Here is a 19,309-nt window from a genome sequence, read left to right as displayed (position 1 = left end):
TGATCTGGCCCCAGTCGGCCCTGTCTTGCCCTGCGACAGCAGGGCGCGGTGCAATCGGTAGCGATGTCGTAAATTTCCCTGTTGTGCCGCTTGGGGCTGCGGCGCAAGCGCGCTATGGGTTCAGTAAGAGCGTCAGACAGACGCGGCAGCCCGGAGACAGGTCAGATGAAGCGCTATTCGGTCTTTGCCATCGCCCGTGAGGCCATGAACCACCATCAGGGGTGGGAACGCGCGTGGAAATCGCCGGTGCCGAAAGCGTCCTATGACGCAGTGATCATCGGGGCGGGCGGGCACGGGCTGGCCACGGCCTATTACCTTGGCAAGAACCATGGCATCCGCAATGTCGCAATCATCGAAAAGGGGTGGCTGGGCGGCGGCAACACCGGGCGCAACACCACGATCATCCGGTCGAACTATCTGCAAGACCCGTCGGCGGCGATCTATGAAAAGGCGCGCAGCCTGTATGAAACGCTGTCACAGGAACTGAACTATAACATCATGTTCAGCCCGCGCGGGCTGTTGATGCTGGCGCAAACCCATCATGAGGTGCGCGGCTATCTGCGCACGGTACATGCCAACAACCTGCAAGGTGTGGTGACCGAATGGATCACGCCGGAACGGGTGAAGGATCTGGTGCCGATCATCAATATCGACGGGCCGCGCTATCCGATTCTGGGTGCGCTGTATCAGGCGCGCGGCGGTACGGCGCGGCATGATGCCGTGGCCTGGGGCTATGCGCGGGCCTGTTCCGACATGGGAATGGACATCATTCAGCAGTGCGAGGTCACCGGGGTTCGGACTGAAAACGGGCAGGTGACGGGGGTAGAGACGACCAAGGGCTATATCGGCACCCGCAAGCTGGGCATTGTGGTGGCAGGCCATTCGGGGCAGGTGGCCGAGATGGCGGGTTTCCGCCTGCCGGTGGAGTCGCTGGCGCTGCAGGCGCTGGTGTCAGAGCCGATCAAGCCCTGCATGGATGTGGTGGTGATGGCCAATACGGTGCATGGCTACATGAGCCAGTCCGACAAGGGCGAGATGGTGATCGGCGGCGGCACGGACGGGTTCAACAACTATACCCAGCGCGGATCTTTCCACCATATCGAGGAAACGCTGCGGGCGTTGGTCGAAACTTTCCCCATGATTTCAAGGCTCAAGATGCTGCGGCAATGGGGCGGGATCGTGGATATGACCGGCGACCGCTCGCCCATCATCTCCAAAACCCCGCTGGGGAACTGCTTTATCAACTGCGGCTGGGGCACCGGCGGGTTCAAGGCCATTCCCGGTTCCGGCTGGGCGATGGCCGATCTGATGGCGCGCGGCGAGCCGGGGCCGCTGGCGGCGGAATTTGACATGTGGCGCTTCCGTGAAGGCCGGTTCATCGACGAGTCGGTGGCAGCCGGGGTGGCGCATTGATGTTTTCCGGGAACCAAACGGCGGTGCGCCGGGTTTGTCCTGCAATCACGTATTGCATGGAGGACCAGTCATGGCCGACCCGCACATTCCACCAAAGAACCCGACCTACACCACCACCAGCACGACTCCGCCCAACGTTCCGCCCCATTCCACCAACACCAGCACAACCCACATTCACGAAACCAGATCAACCAACTGGTTTGTGTATCTGCTGGGTGGGGCTGTCATTGCGGTTGGTATCGTGGCCTGGCTCATGTCGGGCAACGGCACCCCGGCAAACCAGCCAACAACCGGCAACAACGTCACCATCGAAGCCCCGGCAACCGCGCCTGAGGGTGGTCCGGTCAGCCCTGTCCCGGATGGCACGGCGCCCAGCGATCCGATCGCACCGGCTCCCGCCGATCCTGTCGCCCCTGCTCCGGCAGACCCGGCTCCCGTTGAACCTGCCGCACCGGCTCCGGCCGATCCCGTTGCTCCGGCACCGGCCAACTAACACCTTTTCCCCTCTCTCTCTGTCCTTGCAAGGCGGGCGCTTTACGGCGCCCGCCTCATTCATGTCTACAGGTGCCATATGCTGATCCTGGACTGCCCCTATTGCGGCGTGCGCGCCGAGGAAACCGAACTCACCCCAGGGGGCGAGGCGCATCTGAAGCGGTTCGGGCCGGGGTCTGATGATGATGACTTCGAGGCGTATATGTTCGCCCGCAAGAACCCCAAGGGCGTGCATTTCGAACGCTGGCGGCATGCTTATGGCTGTGGCAAATGGTTTCTGGCCGCGCGCTGCACTGCCACGCTGGAGGTGTTCGGGACTTATCCGGCGCAGACCGCTGAACCACCCGCCGATATTGTTGACAAGATCAGGGCCCGCCGCCCGGACTGGACCCTGACATGAGCGGGCCTGCAACGCCTGCCGCCTTGCGCGCCTGTGGCTCTGCCTGCGCCTCCCTCCCCCCCTGTGGGGGAGGGCTGGGGTGGGGGGGCGCTGACGCCTGCATCAAGACCTTCCGCAAAAGGACCACCCCATGAGCACCCGCCTGAAAACCGGTGGTCGGTTGATCGACCGCTCTGCTTCGGTAGAGTTTACCTTTAACGGCAAGCGGTTGCGCGGCTGTGCCGGCGATACCCTTGCCTCGGCGCTGCTCGCCAATGATCAGATGCTGGTCGGGCGCAGTTTCAAATACCACCGCCCGCGCGGCATCGTCGCCAGCGGGGCCGAAGAGCCGAATGCGCTGGTCAATCTGGGGCAGGGTACACGGCTGGAGCCGAACCAGCGCACCACGACCACAGAATTGTTCGACGGGCTGGAAGCGCGGAGCCAGAACCATTGGCCATCGCTGGAATACGATGTCGGTGTGCTGAACAATTATGCCGCGCGGTTTTTGCCGGGTGGGTTCTATTACAAGACCTTCATCCACCCGCGCGCGGCGTGGAAACATGTGTTTGAACCGATCATCCGGCACTCGGCAGGCCTTGGCTCGGCGCCAAAAGACCGTGATGCGGACCGGTATGAGCAAGCTTACGGGTTTTGCGATCTCTTGATCGTGGGCGGCGGTGTCGCCGGTTTGCAGGCCGCACTGGTCGCGGGCCGTGCGGGCGCGCGGGTCTGGCTGATCGAGCAGACCGCGCATTGGGGCGGGCGCGCGCCGGTGGATGGCGATGTGATCGACGGCATGGCGGCAGAGGTCTGGATCGAGGCCGCCGTGACCGAACTGGCGGCGATGGATCAGGTAACGCTGCGCCTGCGCTGCATGGCGGCGGGGTCTTATGACCATGGTTATGTGCTCTTGGACGAAAAGCTCGCTGACCACACCCCCGGCGACGGGCGGCCAAAGCATCGGCTGTGGCGGATGCGGGTGGGCAAGATCATCGCGGCAACCGGCGCGATCGAGCGGCCGTTGTCCTTTGCCGGCAATGACATTCCCGGCGTGATGCTGGCCGGGGCAGTGCGCGATTATGCGGTGAACTGGGCGGTGTCGCCCGGCGACCGTACGGTGGTTGTGACCAACAACGATGATGCTTACCGCACTGCGATTGCGCTGCATCAGGCGGGGCTGGAGGTGGCGGCGGTGATCGACGCCCGCAGTATCGCCAATGGTGCCTTGCCCGAACGCGCGCGCGCGCTTGGCATCCGGGTGGAAACCGGGCGCGCCATTGCGCGGGTCAAGGGCGGCAAGCGGGTGGAGGCGGTGGAGATCTGCCTGCAGGCGGGTGAGGGCGCAGCCAGCACCACGCTGCCCTGCGACGCGGTGGCGATGTCGGGCGGCTGGTCGCCGGTGGTCCATCTGTGGAGCCATTGCGGCGGCAAGCTGATCTGGGATGAGGCGGGCGCGATGTTCCGCCCCGACCCGGCCCGCCCGCCGCTGCATGAAGACGGATCGGCCATGGTGATGGCCGCAGGTGCCGCCAATGGCGCCTTGCGGGATGCAGTGGCGGATGCGGATGCTCAGGTGAGGATCGCGCTGCAAGCGCTCGGCTTGAAAGCCAAAAAGGCGCAGGCTCCGGTTCATGACGTGCCGGCAGAGGCACCGCTGGAGCCGGTCTGGATCATGCCGCAAGGGGCGTCGATTGCCCTGCGCTCAAAGATGTGGCTGGATTTCCAGAACGATGTGAAGGTGTCTGACGTGCAGCTCGCCGCGCGCGAGGGCTATGAATCGGTTGAGCATACCAAGCGCTATACCACGCTCGGCATGGCGACCGATCAGGGCAAGCTGAGCAATATCAACGGTCTGGCGGTCCTTGCCGACAGTCTGAACGCGGCGATCCCGCAGGTCGGCACGACAACCTTCCGCCCGCCCTATACCCCGGTGCCCTTGGGCGCTTTGGCAGGCGAAGCACGGGGCGAGATTTTCCAGCCGCTGCGCAAGACGCCGATGCACGACTGGCATCAGCAGAACGGGGCGTACTTTGAACCCGTCGGCCATTGGCGCAGGCCCTATTGCTTCCAACGCCCCGGCGAGACCGCAGAGCAAGCGGTGCACCGTGAGGTGAAGAACACCCGCGAAGCCCTTGGTTTGCTTGACGCTTCCACGCTTGGCAAGATCATCGTCAAAGGGCCCGATGCCGGGCGCTTCCTCGACATGCTTTACACCAACGTCATGAGCAACCTGCCGATCGGCAAATGCCGCTATGGTCTGATGTGCAACGAGCAGGGCTTTCTGTCCGACGACGGTGTGGTAGCGCGGATCGACGCCGACACCTGGCTGTGCCACACCACTTCCGGCGGGGCCGACCGCATCCATGCCTGGATGGAAGACTGGCTGCAATGCGAGTGGTGGGACTGGCAGGTCTATACCGCCAATGTGACCGAGCAATATGCGCAGGTCGCGGTGGTCGGGCCGAATGCCCGCAAGGTGTTGGAATCGCTTGGCGGCATGGACGTGTCAAAAGAGGCGCTGCCGTTCATGCAATGGGCCGATGGCACCTTGGGCGGGTTCCCGTGCCGGGTGTACCGGATCAGTTTTTCGGGCGAGCTGTCTTATGAAATTGCGGTGCCCGCCAGCCATGGCGCGGCCTTCTGGACGCTTCTGCATCAGGCCGGGGCGGCGTTTGGCGCGATGCCCTATGGCACCGAGGCGCTGCATGTGATGCGGGCCGAAAAGGGCTTTATCATGATCGGCGATGAAACCGACGGCACCATCATCCCGCAGGATCTGGGGCTGGACTGGGCGATCAGCAAAAAGAAGGCCGATTATCTGGGCAAGCGCGGGCAGGAACGCACCTTCCTTGCCAACCCCGACCGCTGGAAACTGGTGGGGTTCGAGACGCTGGACGGGTCGGTGGTTGAGGATGGCGCCTATATCCCCGAGCATGGGGTGAACGCCAATGGCCAGCGCCGCGTGCAGGGGCGGGTGACCTCCACCTACCAGTCGCCGACTTTGGGGCGCGGCATTGCCATGGGCCTGCTGCGGCACGGCCCGCAGCGGATGGGCGAGGTGGTGACATTTACCAAAATGAACGGCGGCGAGACCCAGGCTCGGGTGGTGAACCCGGTGTTCTATGACAAGGACGGGGAGAAGCAGAATGTCTGATCCGGTCAGCGCGCTTTCGGGCGCAAGCTATGACGGTTTTGCCGCGGTGCGCGAGATCGGGCCGCTTGGCATGATCACCCTGCGCGCCAAGGCGGGTACGCCGGGGCTGGAGGCGGCGGTGCTGGCCGCCACCGGCTGCGGCCTGCCTGAGGTGCGGCGGATCGTGCGGCAGGGCACGCGGGCGGTGGGCTGGATGAGCCCGGATGAGCTGTTGCTGGTGTTGCCTTACGCCGATGTGGCAGCGGCTTTGGCCAGCATTGCCGGGGCGTTGCAGGGCCAGCACCATCTGGCAGTCGATGTGTCAGACGCCCGCGCCGTGTTCCGGATCGAGGGCGCAAAGGCCGATCAGGTGCTGCGCAAGCTGTCGCCAGTGGATTTCGACCAGCTGGAGCCGGGCGAGCTGCGCCGCAGCCGCGCCGCACAGGTGGCTGCCGCGTTCTGGGCCGACGACGGCGGCTTCACGCTGGTCTGCTTCCGGTCGGTGGCGGGGTATGTGATGGGGTTGTTGAGCGTATCGGCCCGGCCGGGGTCTGAGCTCTAGACGGTGCACTGGGGGGCTGTCTGCCCCCCAGACCCCCCGAGGATATTTTCAGACAGAAAATGGGTCAGCGACTGACCATGCGGCGGATGTCCTGCGGTGTGGCCCCTTCGGCGCGGTATTTTGACAGGGCGCGGGCATCGTCGCGTTTGGCCAGCCGCTTGCCCTGATCATCGCGGATCAGGCGGTGGTGGTGATAGGTTGGGGTCGGCAGGCCCAGCAGATGCTGCAGGATCACCTGAACCGGGGTGAAATCGAACAGATCCTCGCCCCGGATCACATGGGTGACGCCATGGTCGGCATCATCCAGCGCCGAGGCAAGGAAATAGGCCACGATATCCTCGCCCTTGCGCGACAGCACCACATCGCCGATGCGACGGGTGGCGTCGGCAGGGTCAATGCGGTGCTGGCCGGCATGGGCCGCGCCGGTCTCGGTAAAGCTGAGGTCGGGGGCAAGGGCGAGGGCGGCGGCGAGGTCAAGGCGCAGCGCATCGCCGGGCTGGCGGGTTGCCATCGCGCGCCCGCGACAGGTGCCGGGATAGTGCGGGTGGATGGTGCCCTCTTGCGGGGCGGCAAGGGCGGCGCGGATGTCGGACCGTGTGCAGGAGCAGGGGTACAAAAGCCCGCGCGCGGCCAGCGGCTCCAGCCGCGCAGTGTACTCGGCGATATGATCAGACTGGCGGTGTACCGGCCCGTCCCATGTCAGGCCGAGCCAGGACAGATCATCCAGGATCTGCGCCTCATAGGTGTATTTGCTGCGTTCGGTGTCGGTGTCTTCCATCCGCAGCAGGAACCGGCCCTGTGCCGCCCGCGCCATGTCATGCGCGAGAATTGCGGAATAGGCATGGCCCAGATGCAGCGGGCCGGTGGGCGAGGGCGCGAAACGGGTTACGAATGCCCCCGACGCGGGTCGCGTCAACCGAGCCATGCCGTAAAGGCGTCTTTGGCCCGGTCGGTATAGGCCTTGTAGCGGTCTTTTCGCCCACGCCGCCCGCCTTTTGCGTTGATCGGGGGGAACAGGCCGAAGTTGACGTTCATCGGCTGAAAGGTCTTTGCCTCGGCCCCGCCGGTGATATGGGTGATCAGCGCGCCGGTGGCGGTTTCCGGTGGCGGCGGCAGAAGGGTTTCGCCCTTGATCTCGGCGGCGGCCATGCGGCCAGCCAAAAGCCCCATGGCGGCGCTTTCGACATAGCCCTCGACCCCGGTGATCTGCCCGGCAAAGCGGATATGCGGGTGCGATTTCAGCCGCATCTGATTGTCCAGAAGCGTGGGGGAGTTGATGAAGGTGTTCCGGTGGATACCACCCAGCCGCGCAAAGCTGGCATTGGTCAGGCCGGGAATCCGTTTGAACACATCGGTTTGCGCGCCGTATTTCATCTTGGTCTGAAAGCCGACCATGTTGAACAGCGTGCCCAGCTTGTTGTCGCGGCGCAGCTGCACCACGGCATAGGCTTTGACATCGGGCTGATGCGGGTTGGTCAGACCAACCGGCTTCATCGGGCCAAAGCGCAGGGTTTCGCGGCCACGTTCGGCCATGACCTCGATCGGCAGGCAGCCGTCGAAATAGCCCGCCGTCTCGCCTTCTTTGAACTCGGTCTTTTCCGCCGCCAGCAGCGCGTCGATGAAATCTTCATATTGCTCGCGCGTGAGCGGGCAGTTGATATAGGCGGTCTGTTCCTCGGCCGTTTCGCCCTTGTCATAGCGCGACTGCATCCAGGCCACCGACATATCGACGCTCTCAGCATAGACGATGGGGGCGATGGCATCGAAAAACGCCAGCGCCTCGGCCCCGGTGGCCGCGCGGATGCTTTCGGCCAGCGCGCCAGAGGTCAGCGGGCCGGTGGCGATGATCCAGTGACCATCGTCGGGCAGTTCGGTGATTTCCTCATAAGAGACGGAAATCAGCGGATGCGCCTTGATCCGGGCGGTCACGCTTTCGGCAAAGGGATCACGGTCCACCGCCAGCGCGCCGCCTGCGGGCAGGCGATGGACGGCGGCCTGTTCCATGATCAGCCCGCCTGCCGCGCGCATTTCCCAATGCAAGAGCCCCACGGCATTGCTTTCGTGGTCATCGGAGCGGAAGGAGTTGGAGCAGACCATTTCGGCCAGATGTCCGGTGCGATGGGCGAAGGTGCCGACCTGCGGGCGCATCTCATGGATGACGACCTGCACGCCCTGATGGGCGGCTTGCCATGCCGCTTCTGACCCGGCCATGCCGCCGCCGATGATGTGAAGTGTTTTGCTCATGCGGTGGAGATATCCCGCCGCCCTGTCGCTTTCAAGCCATCGCTTTGGCCGGGTCAGACCAGAGCGATGCGTTCGCGTTGGCTGCTATCGGGGTAGGGGCGATAGAGGCCGGTATCGACCCGTGCGATCAGCTGATGCATCAGGTCATAGCGGCGGCTTGCCTCATCATCCGCGGCGGCGAGTGCGGCAAAGGCATCATCCAGCGCGGCCATGCCCGGCACCTCGATCTCCAGCAGGAAATCGGGATGCGCGCCCGAGGCGAGGCCGAATTTGCGCCGCATCAGCCGCCAGCCGGTGATCAGGCCCTGACCCTTGAGATAGCTCATCCAGCCATCGGTGGCCTTGGCAAAGGCCAGCGCGCGGCTGTCTTGCCGCAATTCGATCATGCAGTGATACAGGTTCATCCGTGCCGTCTCCCTTTGACTTGAAGGATAGGCCGGGGATCATTTCCAAGGTCTTAACCGGGATCAGAAAGTCTGCGCCGCTGCTCGGCCACGAAAGCGGCGGGGTCGGAGACATCAAACCCCAGCGCTGCCGCGGTGTCGAAAAAACCCCGCGCGGGCAGGCCGTTGCCAAGCCGCGCCTCACACAGCGACGCGCGCAAGGGGGCCCCCGTGCGCGCGTCTTGTTCCATCAGCGCTTCCAGCGCGGCGGTCAGCTGCCCCATGCGCCAGCCCAGATCGCGGGCCAAAGCGCCGTAAGTGATGGTCTGACCGGTGACGGCAAGTGCCGCCAACCGGTCCTCAAGCTCACTCATCGCCCTGTTCGGCGACGCGGGCGACCGAGACCACCACCTCGTCCTTGCCGACGTTGAACACCCGCACGCCGCCAGCGGAGCGCGAGCGGAAGCTGATCTGATCGACCGGCACCCGGATCGACTGCCCGGTGGAGGTGGCCAGCATGATCTGATCCGACGGATCGACCGGGAATGAGGCGACCAGCCGGCCACCGCGCATCGCCTTGTCCATCGCCATCACGCCCATGCCGCCGCGTCCGCGCACAGGATAGCCGTGGCTGGACGACAGCTTGCCCGCGCCGCCTGCGGTGATGGTCAGGATCAGGTCTTCAAGCGCCGACATTTCGGCGTAGCGTTCGGGCGACAGCTGGCCCGCTTGCACGGTTTCTTCCTCGTCATCCGCCTCGGCCTCGTCTTCGACAGCGCCCGCCATCAGGCGGCGTTGCTTGAGGTAGGCTTCGCGCTCTTCTGGCGTGGCCTCGAAGTGGCGGATGATCGCCATCGACACCACTTTGTCGTCCGTCGCCAGACGGATGCCGCGCACGCCGGTCGATCCGCGTGATTTGAACACGCGGATGTCGGTGGTGGAAAACCGGATCGCGCGGCCAAGGGCCGTGACCAGCATCACATCGTCATTTTCATCGGCGATGGCCGCGTTTACCAGCAACACGCCTTCGGGCAGGTTCATCGCGATCTTGCCGTTGCGTTTGACGTTGGTGAAGTCCGACAGATCGTTCTGCCGCACATCGCCATCGCTGGTGGCAAAGACGATCTGCAAGGTGGCCCATTCATCTTCGGGCACATCGACCGGCATCAGGGCGGCGATCGATACGCGGGGCTGGATCGGCAGGATGTTGACGATGGCCTTGCCCTTGGCGGTGCGACCCGCCAGCGGCAGACGCCAGGTTTTCAGCTTGTAGACCATGCCATCGGTGGTGAAGAACAACAGCCAGGTGTGGGTATTGGCAACGAAAAGTGTCGTCACCACATCGTCTTCTTTGGTCGCCATCGACGACAGGCCCTTGCCACCACGGTTCTGCTGGCGGAATTCGGCCAGCGGTGTGCGCTTGATGTAGCCGCCGGAGGTGATCGTCACGACCATGTCTTCGCGCTCGATCAGGTCTTCGTCTTCCATATCGCCGGCCCAGTCGACGATTTCGGTGCGGCGCGGCACGGCGAACAGCTGTTTCACCTCGCGCAGCTCGTCCGAGATGATCGCCATGATCCGCTCACGCGAGCCCAGAATCTCCAGGTATTCCTTGATCTTGCGGGCCAGTTCTTCCAGCTCGTCCGTCACTTCCTTGACGCCGATGGCGGTCAGGCGTTGCAGACGCAGTTCCAGAATGGCACGGGCCTGAACCTCGGACAGGTTATAGGTGCCGTCGTCATTCATGGTGTGGCTTGGGTCGTCGATCAGCAGGATATAGGGCGCGATATCGGCGGCGGGCCAGCGGCGCGTCATCAGCTTTTCGCGCGCTTCCGCCGCGTCGGCCGAGGCGCGGATGGTGCGGACGACCTCATCCACATTGGACACGGCGACGGCCAGACCACACAGGATATGGCTGCGCTCGCGCGCTTTGCGCAGTTCAAACGCGGTGCGGCGCGCTACAACTTCTTCGCGGAAGGTAATGAAATGGCTGAGGAAATCGCGCAGCGTCAGCTGTTCGGGGCGGCCGCCGTTCAGCGCCAGCATGTTGCAGCCGAACGAGGTCTGCATCGGCGTAAAGCGGAACAGCTGGTTCAGCACCACATCGGGCGTTGCATCGCGCTTGAGTTCAATCACCACGCGGATGCCGATGCGGTCAGATTCGTCGGCCACGGCAGAAATGCCTTCGATCCGCTTGTCGCGCACCAGTTCGGCGATTTTCTCGATCATCGAGGCCTTGTTGACCTGATACGGCACCTCATCAATGATGATGGCGTAGCGGTCTTTGCGGATTTCCTCGATATGGGTTTTCGAGCGGATGATCACGCTGCCGCGGCCTTCGAGATAGGCTTTGCGCGCGCCGGCGCGGCCAAGGATCGTGGCGCCGGTGGGGAAATCGGGGGCGGGGATGATTTCCATCAGCGCCTCGGACGACAGATCGGGGTTGTCGATCAGCGCCAGCGTGCCGTCGATGACCTCGCCAAGGTTGTGCGGCGGAATGTTGGTGGCCATGCCGACAGCGATACCGCCCGCGCCATTGACCAGCATGTTGGGGAACCGGGCGGGAAGGACCGTGGGTTCGCGGTCTTTGCCATCGTAGTTGTCCTGGAAATCAACGGTTTCCTTGTCGATATCTGCCAGCAGGAAGGCAGACGGCTTGTCCATCCGCACTTCGGTATAACGCATCGCCGCCGCAGAATCGCCGTCCATCGAGCCAAAGTTGCCCTGACCGTCCAACAGCTTCAAAGACATCGAAAACGGCTGCGCCATCCGCACCAGCGCGTCATAGATCGCCGAGTCGCCGTGGGGGTGGTATTTCCCCATGGTGTCGCCCACCGGACGGGCCGATTTGCGGTAAGGCTTGTCGTGGCTGTTGCCCGATTCACTCATCGCGAAAAGAATGCGGCGGTGCACGGGTTTAAGCCCGTCGCGCAGATCAGGGATCGCCCGGCTGACGATCACGCTCATCGCGTAATCCAGATAGGCGGTCTTCATCTCGGCACTGATGTCGATCTGCGGGCCGGAATGAACCGGCTTTTGCGGCATTTCGTCTTTGGTATCAGTATCTTCGGGCGTGTCGCTCATGTGCTCGGTGCCTTCCTTGCGGGGGGGCTATATCTTGTTGCGGCAACCTTACACCAAGCAAGGGATGGGGTGCAATGCCGCCCCGCCGGGGGATTTGGCAGCCAGCGAGGGGCAGTGACAACAAATTGAAATCATTGATTTTTAATCTGTCTTTGGCATGATTCTTTCTGGGGGAGGCCGAACAGGAGACTCATATGGAAAGATCTGAAACCGAACTGATGCTGAAAGGCTATGGCCTGACCACGGCGGAAATGGTCTATCGCATGCCGGATTATCGCAATGTTCTCAATACCTTTGTCTGGCAGGACTATGATCTTGCGCCCGACTATCCGCGACTGTTCAAGTTCATCGAATACTGGCAGGAAAAGATCGAAGGGCCGCTGCATTCGGTGCGCTTCAGCCATAAACGGCTGATCGGCCCGAATGAATGGCGCAATGTGGTGGGGGAATTCCGGCTGCATTAGGCCGCCCGGTCTGGCCTCCGGGCGGAACGACCGCTAAGCTTTCCCCCTTGATAAGAGGGAGGGACCATCATGCAGCGCAGCATTCTGATCACCGGGGCGGGGTCCGGCATCGGACGGGCCACGGCGAGCGGGTTTATCGCGGCAGGCTGGCAGGTGGCACTGGTCGGGCGGCGTGAAGACGCTTTGCGCGAGACCGCGGGCACGCATGAAGCGCTGATCCTGCCGACCGATGTGACCGATCCGGCGCAGGTCGATGCAGGCTTTGCGCAGGTGGAGGCTAAATTCGGGCGACTGGACGTTTTGTTCAACAACGCGGGCATGTCGCTGCCCGGCAAACCGATTGACGAGATTGCGGTGGCGGATTGGCTGGCGCTGTCGAATGTGAACATCACCGGCATGTTTCTGTGCGCCCGCGCGGCCTTTGGCCTGATGCGGCGGCAAAGCCCGCAGGGCGGGCGGATCATCAACAACGGCTCAATCAGCGCTGATCGTCCGCGTCCCGGTTCCGCGCCCTATACCATGTCGAAACATGCGGTCAGCGGGCTGACCAAGACGCTAGCGGTGGACGGGCGGCGGTTTGACATTGCCTGCGGGCAGATCGACATCGGTAACGCCGCCAGCGAGATGACGGCCGGGTTTTCATCGGGCATGCCGCAAGCCAGCGGCGAGATGCGGCCCGAGCCGTTGATGCCGGTGGTACATGTGGCCGAGGCGGTGCTGCACATGGCGAACCTGCCGCTGGATGTGAATGTGCCATTCATGACCATCATGGCGCGCGACATGCCCTATCTGGGGCGCGGCTGAGCCCTCTGCGCCGGGCTCAGGGTTGTTTCAGTCCTGACCCGGCTTGCAGAACATCTCATACATCAGCGCGATGGTGCGGCTGACCTTTGGGTCATGGATCGCATAATGGATCGCCTTGCCCTCACGCCGACAGGACACCAGACCGTCAAGCCGCAGTCGCGACAGTTGCTGGCTGACGGCGGCTTGCCGACTGTCGAGCAGGTGTTCCAGCTCTGTCACGGTCTTTTCCCCGGTGGAGAGGTGGCACAGGATCATCAGCCGTCCTTCGTGGCTGAGTGCCTTGAGAAAGCTGGCGGCGGTCGCGGCCTGCACCTCCATCGCAGAAGGTGGCAGGGCATCGCCCCGCTGCGCATCCTGCGCGGAGCGGGGGGCGTCGCTCTGATCTGTCATCCGGTCGAGAGACATCGCTTGGTCCTGCATGAGATGCGTTGACCGATATGTAATGCAGGTGACCGGCGCGAAACAAGGGCGTGCCCGGCGACATCAAGCCAGACAGGCGGTTTGTCGCGTCAGCGCCCCCTGATCCGCGGGTCAAGCGCATCGCGCAGACCATCGCCGATGTAATTCACCGACAGCACGGTCAGCGAAATGGCGATGCCAGGCCACATGACCCGCTCGGGGTACTGCTGGATGTAATCCACCCCGTCGAACAAAAGCCGCCCCCAGGTCGGGAAATCAGGCGGAAAGCCGAGGCCCAGGAAGGACAAGGCGCTTTCGGTGATGATGGCGCTCGCGATGCCAAGCGTGGCCGATACCATGATCGGGCTGACCACATTGGGCAGGATATGGCGCAGGATCATCCGGCGCGAGGGCGTGCCGATGGACCGGGCGGCCAGCACGAATTCACGCTCTTTCAGCGCCAGCACATCGCCGCGCACGATGCGGGCGGCCTGCATCCAGCTGGTGACGCCGATGGCAAAGACGATCAGCAGGAAGGTGCCGGCCTCTGGCCCCATGGCGCGGGCCAGTGGATCGCGGAACAGCATGACCATGACCAGCAGCAAGGGCAGAAGCGGCAGGGCGAGGAACAGGTCTGTCAGCCGCATCAGCGGGCCGTCAAGCCGTTTGAAATAGCCAGCCATAACGCCGACCAGCGTGCCCAGCAGGATCGAGATCGCCATCGCCACCAGACCGACGGCGATCGAGACCTGTCCGCCCTTCATCATCCGGGCCAGCATGTCGCGGCCCAGCTGATCGGTGCCCAGCGGAAACTGCCAGCTGGGCGGCTTGTTGCGGGTGCGGATCATCTCGGCGGCGTTGGGGTTGATATAGGTCGGGTCCACGGTCCAGATGAACGGGCCGATTGTGACAAACAGGATCAGCGTCACAAACACCGTCAGGCCCGCCACCGCGCCCTTGTGGGTCTTGAACTGCGACCAGACATCCGCCCATTGGCTGCGGGGTTTTTCGATGTGGCTGATATCAGTCATAGCGGATCCTCGGGTCGAGCATGCCATAGAGCACGTCGGCGATCAGGTTGAACATCACGATGAGCACCGCGAAGATGAAGGTCAGGGTCTGCACCATCGGCAGGTCAGAGCCGTGGATGGCGTTGATCAACAGCGCGCCAAGCCCGTTCACCTTGAACACCTGTTCGGTGATGATGGCGCCGCCAAAGATGGTCGGAATGCCAAGTGCGATCACGGTCACCACCGGGATCAGCGAGTTGCGCAGCACATGCTTGAGCACCACCACCCGTTCGGCCATGCCCTTGGCGCGGGCGGTGCGGACATAATCCTGCGCCAGATTGTCCAGCATGGACGAGCGCATGTAGCGGCTGATCTGCGCCGCGTTATACAGTGCCAGCACCGCCACCGGCATCGCCATCTGCTTGACCTGTTTGAGAAAACTCTCCCAGTCCGTAACCCGCAGGCTGGTGTCATAGATCGACGGGAACCAGCCCAGATTGACCGAAAACACCAGGATCAGCACGACGCCGGTAAAGAAGGTCGGCACCGAAAAGCCGATCATGGCAATGAAGGTGCCTAGCTGGTCAAACCAGGAATATTGCCGGTAAGCGGAATAGATCCCGATCGGCAGCGCGATCAGCACCCCGATCACATAGGCAGAACCCACGACCGACAGCGTCTGCGGCAGGCGCTGCCAGATGATGTCCATTACCGGGCTGCGCGACTGCCAGCTGACAATGCGCTGCATGCCATGCGCATGACTGGTGCCGAACAGGGTGTCGAACAGCACCAGAGGCTCGACCCAGAAGAATTGCTTGAGCCAGAGCAGATAGCGCACGAACAGCGGGTCATTCGCGCCCATGGCCTCGATGATCTTCAGCCGGACTTCGGGCGGGACGGTCAGGGGGATCTGGCTCATCGGCGATCCGGGGGCGAAATCGACCAGCAGAAAGATCACCAGACTGATGAACAGAAGCGTCGGGATGGCCATCAGCAACCGACGGATCGTAAAGGTGAGCATGGGGCAACGCCTCGGGTCAACAGTCGGGCGGGCACGAATTTTCTGCGAAAATTCAGGCCGGCACGAGGATGCGGAAAGGAAAAGGGCGCATCCGGGGAATTTTCGCAGAAAATTCGTGCCGGACGCGCCCTGAGGTCAGATCACTTGATGCGGAACCAGTCGCTGGCGTTCCACAGTTCGGAATCCCAGGTGTTCAGCACCACACCACCCAGCGTGTTGGAATGCGCCGACAGACGGCCACGGTCGACCAGCGGCACGATGACATAGCTGTCTTTGGTCAGCATCTCGTTCAGACGAATGGCGATCTCGCCGCGCTTGTCCATGTCGCGGGTCGTGGCCAGTTCGGCAACCATCGCATCATAGGCCGGGTCGCAGAAGCGGTTGACGTTTTCACCCTGCCAGCCGTTTTCCGGCTTGGGCGCCTTGTCGCACAGGTATTGCGCCAGATAGGGCTCGGGATCGGTGCCATCAAAGTTGTTGGCGTACATTTCCACGTCGGCGTAGAACTTCTGGAACGTGTCCGGCGAGCCCGGATCACCGCCGAAGTAGACGCCACCGTCGATCGACTTCAGCTCGACATCAACGCCGAGTTCATTCCACCAGCCTTTGACCAGCGCCTGAAAGTCCTGCCGCACGGCATTGACCGAGGTTTGGTACAGGATTTTCAGCGGCTTGCCGTCTTTTTCACGGATGCCATTGGCACCCACTGTCCAGCCTGCCTCATCGAGCAGGGCCTTGGCACCCTCCATGTCCTGTTCAATGCAATCGGTGTTGGGCGAGGCATAAAGGGCTGGCGCAGGCACCAGATTGCATGTGGCGCGACCGGCGTTGCCATATCCGACTTCGACCAGCAGGTTGCGGTCAATGGCTTTGGACAGGGCTTGCCGGACGCGGATATCCGACAGGAACGGGTGCGGGTGCTTCGCGGTCGAGCGTTCGCCTTCGGGCAGATCGGGCGAGGGGTTGGTCAGGTTCATCTCGATCCGCTCGACCAGCGTGCCGAAGGCAGAGACGAACACGCCCTTGCCGCCGGCTTCCATCTGGGATTGCAGCTCGGGGTTGATCTGGGTGTTCCAGGCGTAGTCGAACTCGCCGGTTTCCATCACGGCGCGGGCTGCCCCGGCGGCGTCGCCACCGCCTTTGACGGTCATGGTCGCAAAGGCCGGTTTGGCCGCATCGCGGTAGTTCGGATTGGCGGCCAGTTCGACCACGTCATTCACTTTGAAATCGGTGACCATGAACGGGCCGGTGCCGACCGGCTTGAAGTTCTGCTCGGTGCAGGTGGGGGCGGCGGTGCCAAGGCAATTGGCGAATTGCGCGGCCTGCAGGATCGGCGAGGTGGCCCCGACAAAGGCGGTGAACGGGTTTGGCTTCGGCGCGGTCCAGGTGATCTTGACGGTCAGCTCATCGACGGCTTCGACCTTTTCGATGCCCTCATACCGCGCCGCCTGCGCGCAGCCGCCTTCGGGATGGGTGCAGTATTCATAGGAAAACACCGCATCTGCCGCCGTGACCGGCGTGCCATCCGACCACAGCAGGCCGGGGGTGAGTTTCCAGGTGATGGTGGTCAGATCTTCGGAAATGCCGCCGTTTTCGACAGACGGGATTTCGGTGACCAGACGCGGGATTACATTGCCTTCGTTGTCGAACCCGGCCAGCGGCTCCAGCACGAGGCTGCCCACTTCGACATCCTTGGTGCCCGAAGACAGATAGGCGTTCATGATCGACACGGCCTGCGAATACAGAACCTTGACGTTGCCATCGGCTCCGCGTTCCGCAAAGGCGGCAGGCGCAAAGGCCAAAGTGGCGGCAGCGCCCAGAAGGGCGGTTTTCAGTTTCATTGAGTGACTCCTTGTTGGTTGCGCTCTTTGGCCTCGGATGCGCCGGTTGATCCGGCGGCAGCAGTATCGGAAAACAGGTGACAGGCGACAAAGCGGCCCGGCTCTACTTCGGCCAGTTCGGGTTTGACCCGACGGCACAGATCAAACGCCTTGGGGCAGCGGGTGCAGAAGTTACAGCCCTTGGGCGGATTTGCGGGCGAGGGCACGTCGCCTTGCAGGATGATGCGTTGACGCGCGCGGGCAAGGGTCGGATCAGGCTCCGGCACGGCAGACAGCAGCGCTTCGGCATAGGGGTGCAACGGGCGGGCATAGAGTGCATCGCGGGGCGACAATTCGGCGATCCGGCCCAGATACATCACCGCCACCCGGTCGGCGATATGGCGCACCATCGACAGATCGTGGCTGATGAACAGATAGGTCAGGCCCAGCTTGTCCTGCAGATCCTCCAGCAGGTTGACGACCTGCGCCTGGATCGACACGTCCAATGCGGCAATCGGCTCGTCACAGACGATAAAGCGCGGGTTCAGCGCAAGCGCGCGGGCAATGCCGATGCGCTGACGTTGGCCACCGGAAAACTCATGCGGGAAACGGTTGGCAAAACGGCGGTTCAGGCCGACCGCATCCATCAGCTCGTAGACACGGGCGAGTTTGCGGTCGCTGTTCCAGTCGGTGTGTTCGTCCAGTGGCTCGCCGATGATGTCGGCCAGCGTCATGCGCGGGTTCAGGCTGGCTTGCGGGTCCTGAAACACCATTTGCATCTGCGGGCGGGCCTTGCGCAGAGCCTCTGGTCCCAACGTGGCAATATCGGTGCCGTTGATCACCACATTGCCGCCGGTGATCTCGTACAGCCGCAGCAGCGCGCGCCCGACGGTGGATTTGCCGCAGCCGGATTCGCCGACCAGCCCAAGGGTTTCGCCCGGCATGATGTCAAAGCTGACGCCATCCACCGCTTTGACATCGCCGGTGTGACGGCGCAGCAGGCCAGTGTAGATCGGGAAATACATCTTGAGCCCGCGCACCTGTACAAGCGGCGGAATGGGTTTCGGGCTTGCATCAAGCATGGGCCACCTCTGCCGTCCAGTGACAGGCTACATCATGGCCCTGACCGACGGCGCGGCCGTCAATGGCGCGGCGTTCGGGGTTTTCAACCTCGCATCTGGCAAAGGCATAGGCGCAGCGGGCGCGGAACGGGCAGGCGGTTGGCGCGCCGCTCAGAATCGGCGGCTGGCCTTCGATCACCTGCAAGCGCGCCTCGCGCTCGCCGGTCAGCGACGGAATGGTTTTCAGCAGGGCGCGGGTATAGGGGTGCTGCGGGTTGGCAAACAGTTCCCTGACCGGGGCCTGCTCGACCACCTGACCGCCATACATCACCATCACCCGGTCGGCGATGCCCGCGATCACGCCCAGATCATGGGTGATCCAGACAATCGCCATGCCCAGCTTTTGCCGCAGGTCTTTGACCAGCTCCAGGATCTGCGCCTGAATGGTGACATCCAGCGCCGTGGTCGGCTCATCGGCGATCAGCACATCGGGGTCGCAGGCCAGCGCGATGGCGATCATAACCCGTTGCCGCATCCCGCCAGAGAACTGGTGCGGATAGGATTTCAGCCGCGCCGCCGCATCGGGGATGCCGACCAACGCCAGCAGCTCCGCCGCACGGATCTGGGCCTGTTTCTTGTTCAGCCCCATGTGGCGGATCAGCGGCTCCATGATCTGATTGCCGACGGTGAACACCGGATTAAGGCTGGTCATCGGATCCTGAAACACGAAACCGACCTTTGCACCGCGCACATCGCGCAGGTCATCGGCGCTCATCTTCAACAGATCCCGACCGCCCAGCATCACCGTACCGGCCCGCACATCGGCAGGCGGCGAGGGCAGCAAACCGATCAGCGACATCATCGTTACCGACTTGCCCGAACCGCTTTCGCCGACAACGCCCAAAAGTTCACCAGGGTTCAGATGGAAGCTTACGGAATTGACGGCATGCACTTCGCCTCCGCGCGTGCGGAACACGGTCTTCAGCCCCCTGACATCAAGGACGGGCGTGGCCCCATCGGCCATATGGTAACCCCCA

General features: G+C 63.1%; 18 protein-coding genes. 7 read left to right on the top strand and 11 right to left on the bottom strand.

Annotation, left to right across the window (positions count from 1 at the left end):
• Positions 1–165 precede the first annotated feature (165 nt).
• The 5 genes from D1012_RS08500 (at position 166) to D1012_RS08480 (ending at position 5,982) form a co-directional block, all read left to right on the top strand.
• Positions 166–1,413, top strand: a complete 1,248-nt coding sequence (locus tag D1012_RS08500) for a sarcosine oxidase subunit beta family protein (RefSeq protein WP_118151040.1) — start codon at positions 166–168, stop codon at positions 1,411–1,413.
• Between the two features lie 70 nt (positions 1,414–1,483).
• Positions 1,484–1,906, top strand: coding sequence for a hypothetical protein (locus D1012_RS22640; protein WP_158569270.1), 423 nt, complete (start codon positions 1,484–1,486; stop codon positions 1,904–1,906).
• A gap of 78 nt (positions 1,907–1,984) precedes the next feature.
• Positions 1,985–2,305 carry a sarcosine oxidase subunit delta gene (locus tag D1012_RS08490; protein WP_118151036.1) on the top strand — a complete coding sequence of 107 codons (321 nt, stop codon included), beginning with the start codon at positions 1,985–1,987 and terminating at the stop codon, positions 2,303–2,305.
• A 130-nt stretch (positions 2,306–2,435) separates the two neighbouring features.
• The gene (locus tag D1012_RS08485) at positions 2,436–5,441 is read left to right on the top strand and encodes a sarcosine oxidase subunit alpha family protein (RefSeq protein WP_118151033.1); all 3,006 of its coding nucleotides are present in this window, start codon (positions 2,436–2,438) and stop codon (positions 5,439–5,441) included.
• Complete coding sequence (locus D1012_RS08480; RefSeq protein WP_118151031.1) at positions 5,434–5,982, top strand: sarcosine oxidase subunit gamma; 549 nt, start codon at positions 5,434–5,436, stop codon at positions 5,980–5,982. The genes D1012_RS08485 and D1012_RS08480 overlap by 8 nt, the downstream gene beginning before the upstream one ends.
• A gap of 64 nt (positions 5,983–6,046) precedes the next feature.
• On the opposite strand, the gene gluQRS is transcribed toward D1012_RS08480, so the two are convergent.
• Genes gluQRS through gyrA form a run of 5 tightly spaced genes read right to left on the bottom strand, consistent with a single transcriptional unit; the run spans position 6,047 to position 11,693 of the window.
• Positions 6,047–6,907: a tRNA glutamyl-Q(34) synthetase GluQRS gene (gluQRS, locus tag D1012_RS08475; protein WP_118151029.1), complete on the bottom strand. Its 861-nt coding sequence runs from the start codon at positions 6,905–6,907 to the stop codon at positions 6,047–6,049.
• The gene (gene trmFO, locus D1012_RS08470; protein WP_118151027.1) at positions 6,895–8,226 is read right to left on the bottom strand and encodes a methylenetetrahydrofolate--tRNA-(uracil(54)-C(5))-methyltransferase (FADH(2)-oxidizing) TrmFO; all 1,332 of its coding nucleotides are present in this window, start codon (positions 8,224–8,226) and stop codon (positions 6,895–6,897) included. Before trmFO ends, gluQRS begins: the two co-directional genes overlap by 13 nt.
• Before the next feature lie 53 nt (positions 8,227–8,279).
• Positions 8,280–8,630 (bottom strand): DUF6614 family protein, encoded by a 351-nt coding sequence (locus D1012_RS08465; RefSeq protein ID WP_118151025.1) that lies wholly within the window; start codon positions 8,628–8,630, stop codon positions 8,280–8,282.
• Between the two features lie 53 nt (positions 8,631–8,683).
• Positions 8,684–8,983, bottom strand: coding sequence for a hypothetical protein (locus D1012_RS08460; protein WP_118151023.1), 300 nt, complete (start codon positions 8,981–8,983; stop codon positions 8,684–8,686).
• Positions 8,976–11,693 (bottom strand): DNA gyrase subunit A, encoded by a 2,718-nt coding sequence (gyrA, locus tag D1012_RS08455; protein WP_118151021.1) that lies wholly within the window; start codon positions 11,691–11,693, stop codon positions 8,976–8,978. The genes D1012_RS08460 and gyrA overlap by 8 nt, the downstream gene beginning before the upstream one ends.
• Before the next feature lie 194 nt (positions 11,694–11,887).
• On the opposite strand from gyrA, the gene D1012_RS08450 reads away from it, so the two are divergent.
• Complete coding sequence (locus tag D1012_RS08450) at positions 11,888–12,157, top strand: usg protein (RefSeq protein WP_118151018.1); 270 nt, start codon at positions 11,888–11,890, stop codon at positions 12,155–12,157.
• Between the two features lie 69 nt (positions 12,158–12,226).
• The gene (locus D1012_RS08445; protein ID WP_118151016.1) at positions 12,227–12,961 is read left to right on the top strand and encodes an SDR family oxidoreductase; all 735 of its coding nucleotides are present in this window, start codon (positions 12,227–12,229) and stop codon (positions 12,959–12,961) included.
• A gap of 27 nt (positions 12,962–12,988) precedes the next feature.
• Here the strand turns inward: D1012_RS08445 and D1012_RS08440 are convergent, their stop codons facing one another.
• The 6 genes from D1012_RS08440 to D1012_RS08415 form a co-directional block, all read right to left on the bottom strand.
• Positions 12,989–13,351: an ArsR/SmtB family transcription factor gene (locus tag D1012_RS08440; protein WP_435530910.1), complete on the bottom strand. Its 363-nt coding sequence runs from the start codon at positions 13,349–13,351 to the stop codon at positions 12,989–12,991.
• Positions 13,352–13,470: 119 nt separating this feature from the next.
• Positions 13,471–14,391 (bottom strand): ABC transporter permease, encoded by a 921-nt coding sequence (locus D1012_RS08435; RefSeq protein WP_118151014.1) that lies wholly within the window; start codon positions 14,389–14,391, stop codon positions 13,471–13,473.
• Entirely contained in the window at positions 14,384–15,391 is a 1,008-nt protein-coding gene (locus D1012_RS08430; RefSeq protein WP_118151012.1) for an ABC transporter permease, read from the bottom strand. The genes D1012_RS08435 and D1012_RS08430 overlap by 8 nt, the downstream gene beginning before the upstream one ends.
• 140 nt (positions 15,392–15,531) lie before the next feature.
• Entirely contained in the window at positions 15,532–17,232 is a 1,701-nt protein-coding gene (locus tag D1012_RS08425) for a peptide ABC transporter substrate-binding protein (RefSeq protein WP_118151010.1), read from the bottom strand.
• On the bottom strand, positions 17,229–18,293 hold the full coding sequence (locus tag D1012_RS08420) for an ABC transporter ATP-binding protein (protein ID WP_118151008.1): 1,065 nt from the start codon (positions 18,291–18,293) through the stop codon (positions 17,229–17,231). The genes D1012_RS08425 and D1012_RS08420 overlap by 4 nt, the downstream gene beginning before the upstream one ends.
• Positions 18,286–19,296 carry an ABC transporter ATP-binding protein gene (locus D1012_RS08415; RefSeq protein ID WP_118151006.1) on the bottom strand — a complete coding sequence of 337 codons (1,011 nt, stop codon included), beginning with the start codon at positions 19,294–19,296 and terminating at the stop codon, positions 18,286–18,288. The genes D1012_RS08420 and D1012_RS08415 overlap by 8 nt, the downstream gene beginning before the upstream one ends.
• Between the last annotated feature and the right edge of the window lie 13 nt (positions 19,297–19,309).

The organism is Pseudotabrizicola alkalilacus, assembly GCF_003443995.1.
Lineage (GTDB): Bacteria > Pseudomonadota > Alphaproteobacteria > Rhodobacterales > Rhodobacteraceae > Pseudotabrizicola > Pseudotabrizicola alkalilacus.
Note: the sequence above shows the minus strand (reverse complement) of the source record. Positions and strands in the feature narration are given on the sequence as shown.

What these genes read in the sequence shown, in the direction of transcription:
- D1012_RS08425 (WP_118151010.1), bottom strand. Translation starts at nt 17,232, where the DNA reads ATGAAACTGAAAACCGCCCTTCTGGGCGCTGCCGCCACTTTGGCCTTT.
- D1012_RS08420 (WP_118151008.1), bottom strand. Translation starts at nt 18,293, where the DNA reads ATGCTTGATGCAAGCCCGAAACCCATTCCGCCGCTTGTACAGGTGCGC.
- D1012_RS08460 (WP_118151023.1), bottom strand. Translation starts at nt 8,983, where the DNA reads ATGAGTGAGCTTGAGGACCGGTTGGCGGCACTTGCCGTCACCGGTCAG.
- D1012_RS08500 (WP_118151040.1), top strand. Translation starts at nt 166, where the DNA reads ATGAAGCGCTATTCGGTCTTTGCCATCGCCCGTGAGGCCATGAACCAC.
- gyrA (WP_118151021.1), bottom strand. Translation starts at nt 11,693, where the DNA reads ATGAGCGACACGCCCGAAGATACTGATACCAAAGACGAAATGCCGCAA.
- D1012_RS08450 (WP_118151018.1), top strand. Translation starts at nt 11,888, where the DNA reads ATGGAAAGATCTGAAACCGAACTGATGCTGAAAGGCTATGGCCTGACC.
- D1012_RS22640 (WP_158569270.1), top strand. Translation starts at nt 1,484, where the DNA reads ATGGCCGACCCGCACATTCCACCAAAGAACCCGACCTACACCACCACC.
- D1012_RS08485 (WP_118151033.1), top strand. Translation starts at nt 2,436, where the DNA reads ATGAGCACCCGCCTGAAAACCGGTGGTCGGTTGATCGACCGCTCTGCT.
- gluQRS (WP_118151029.1), bottom strand. Translation starts at nt 6,907, where the DNA reads ATGGCTCGGTTGACGCGACCCGCGTCGGGGGCATTCGTAACCCGTTTC.
- D1012_RS08440 (WP_435530910.1), bottom strand. Translation starts at nt 13,351, where the DNA reads ATGACAGATCAGAGCGACGCCCCCCGCTCCGCGCAGGATGCGCAGCGG.
- D1012_RS08480 (WP_118151031.1), top strand. Translation starts at nt 5,434, where the DNA reads ATGTCTGATCCGGTCAGCGCGCTTTCGGGCGCAAGCTATGACGGTTTT.
- trmFO (WP_118151027.1), bottom strand. Translation starts at nt 8,226, where the DNA reads ATGAGCAAAACACTTCACATCATCGGCGGCGGCATGGCCGGGTCAGAA.
- D1012_RS08430 (WP_118151012.1), bottom strand. Translation starts at nt 15,391, where the DNA reads ATGCTCACCTTTACGATCCGTCGGTTGCTGATGGCCATCCCGACGCTT.
- D1012_RS08445 (WP_118151016.1), top strand. Translation starts at nt 12,227, where the DNA reads ATGCAGCGCAGCATTCTGATCACCGGGGCGGGGTCCGGCATCGGACGG.
- D1012_RS08490 (WP_118151036.1), top strand. Translation starts at nt 1,985, where the DNA reads ATGCTGATCCTGGACTGCCCCTATTGCGGCGTGCGCGCCGAGGAAACC.
- D1012_RS08415 (WP_118151006.1), bottom strand. Translation starts at nt 19,296, where the DNA reads ATGGCCGATGGGGCCACGCCCGTCCTTGATGTCAGGGGGCTGAAGACC.
- D1012_RS08435 (WP_118151014.1), bottom strand. Translation starts at nt 14,391, where the DNA reads ATGACTGATATCAGCCACATCGAAAAACCCCGCAGCCAATGGGCGGAT.
- D1012_RS08465 (WP_118151025.1), bottom strand. Translation starts at nt 8,630, where the DNA reads ATGAACCTGTATCACTGCATGATCGAATTGCGGCAAGACAGCCGCGCG.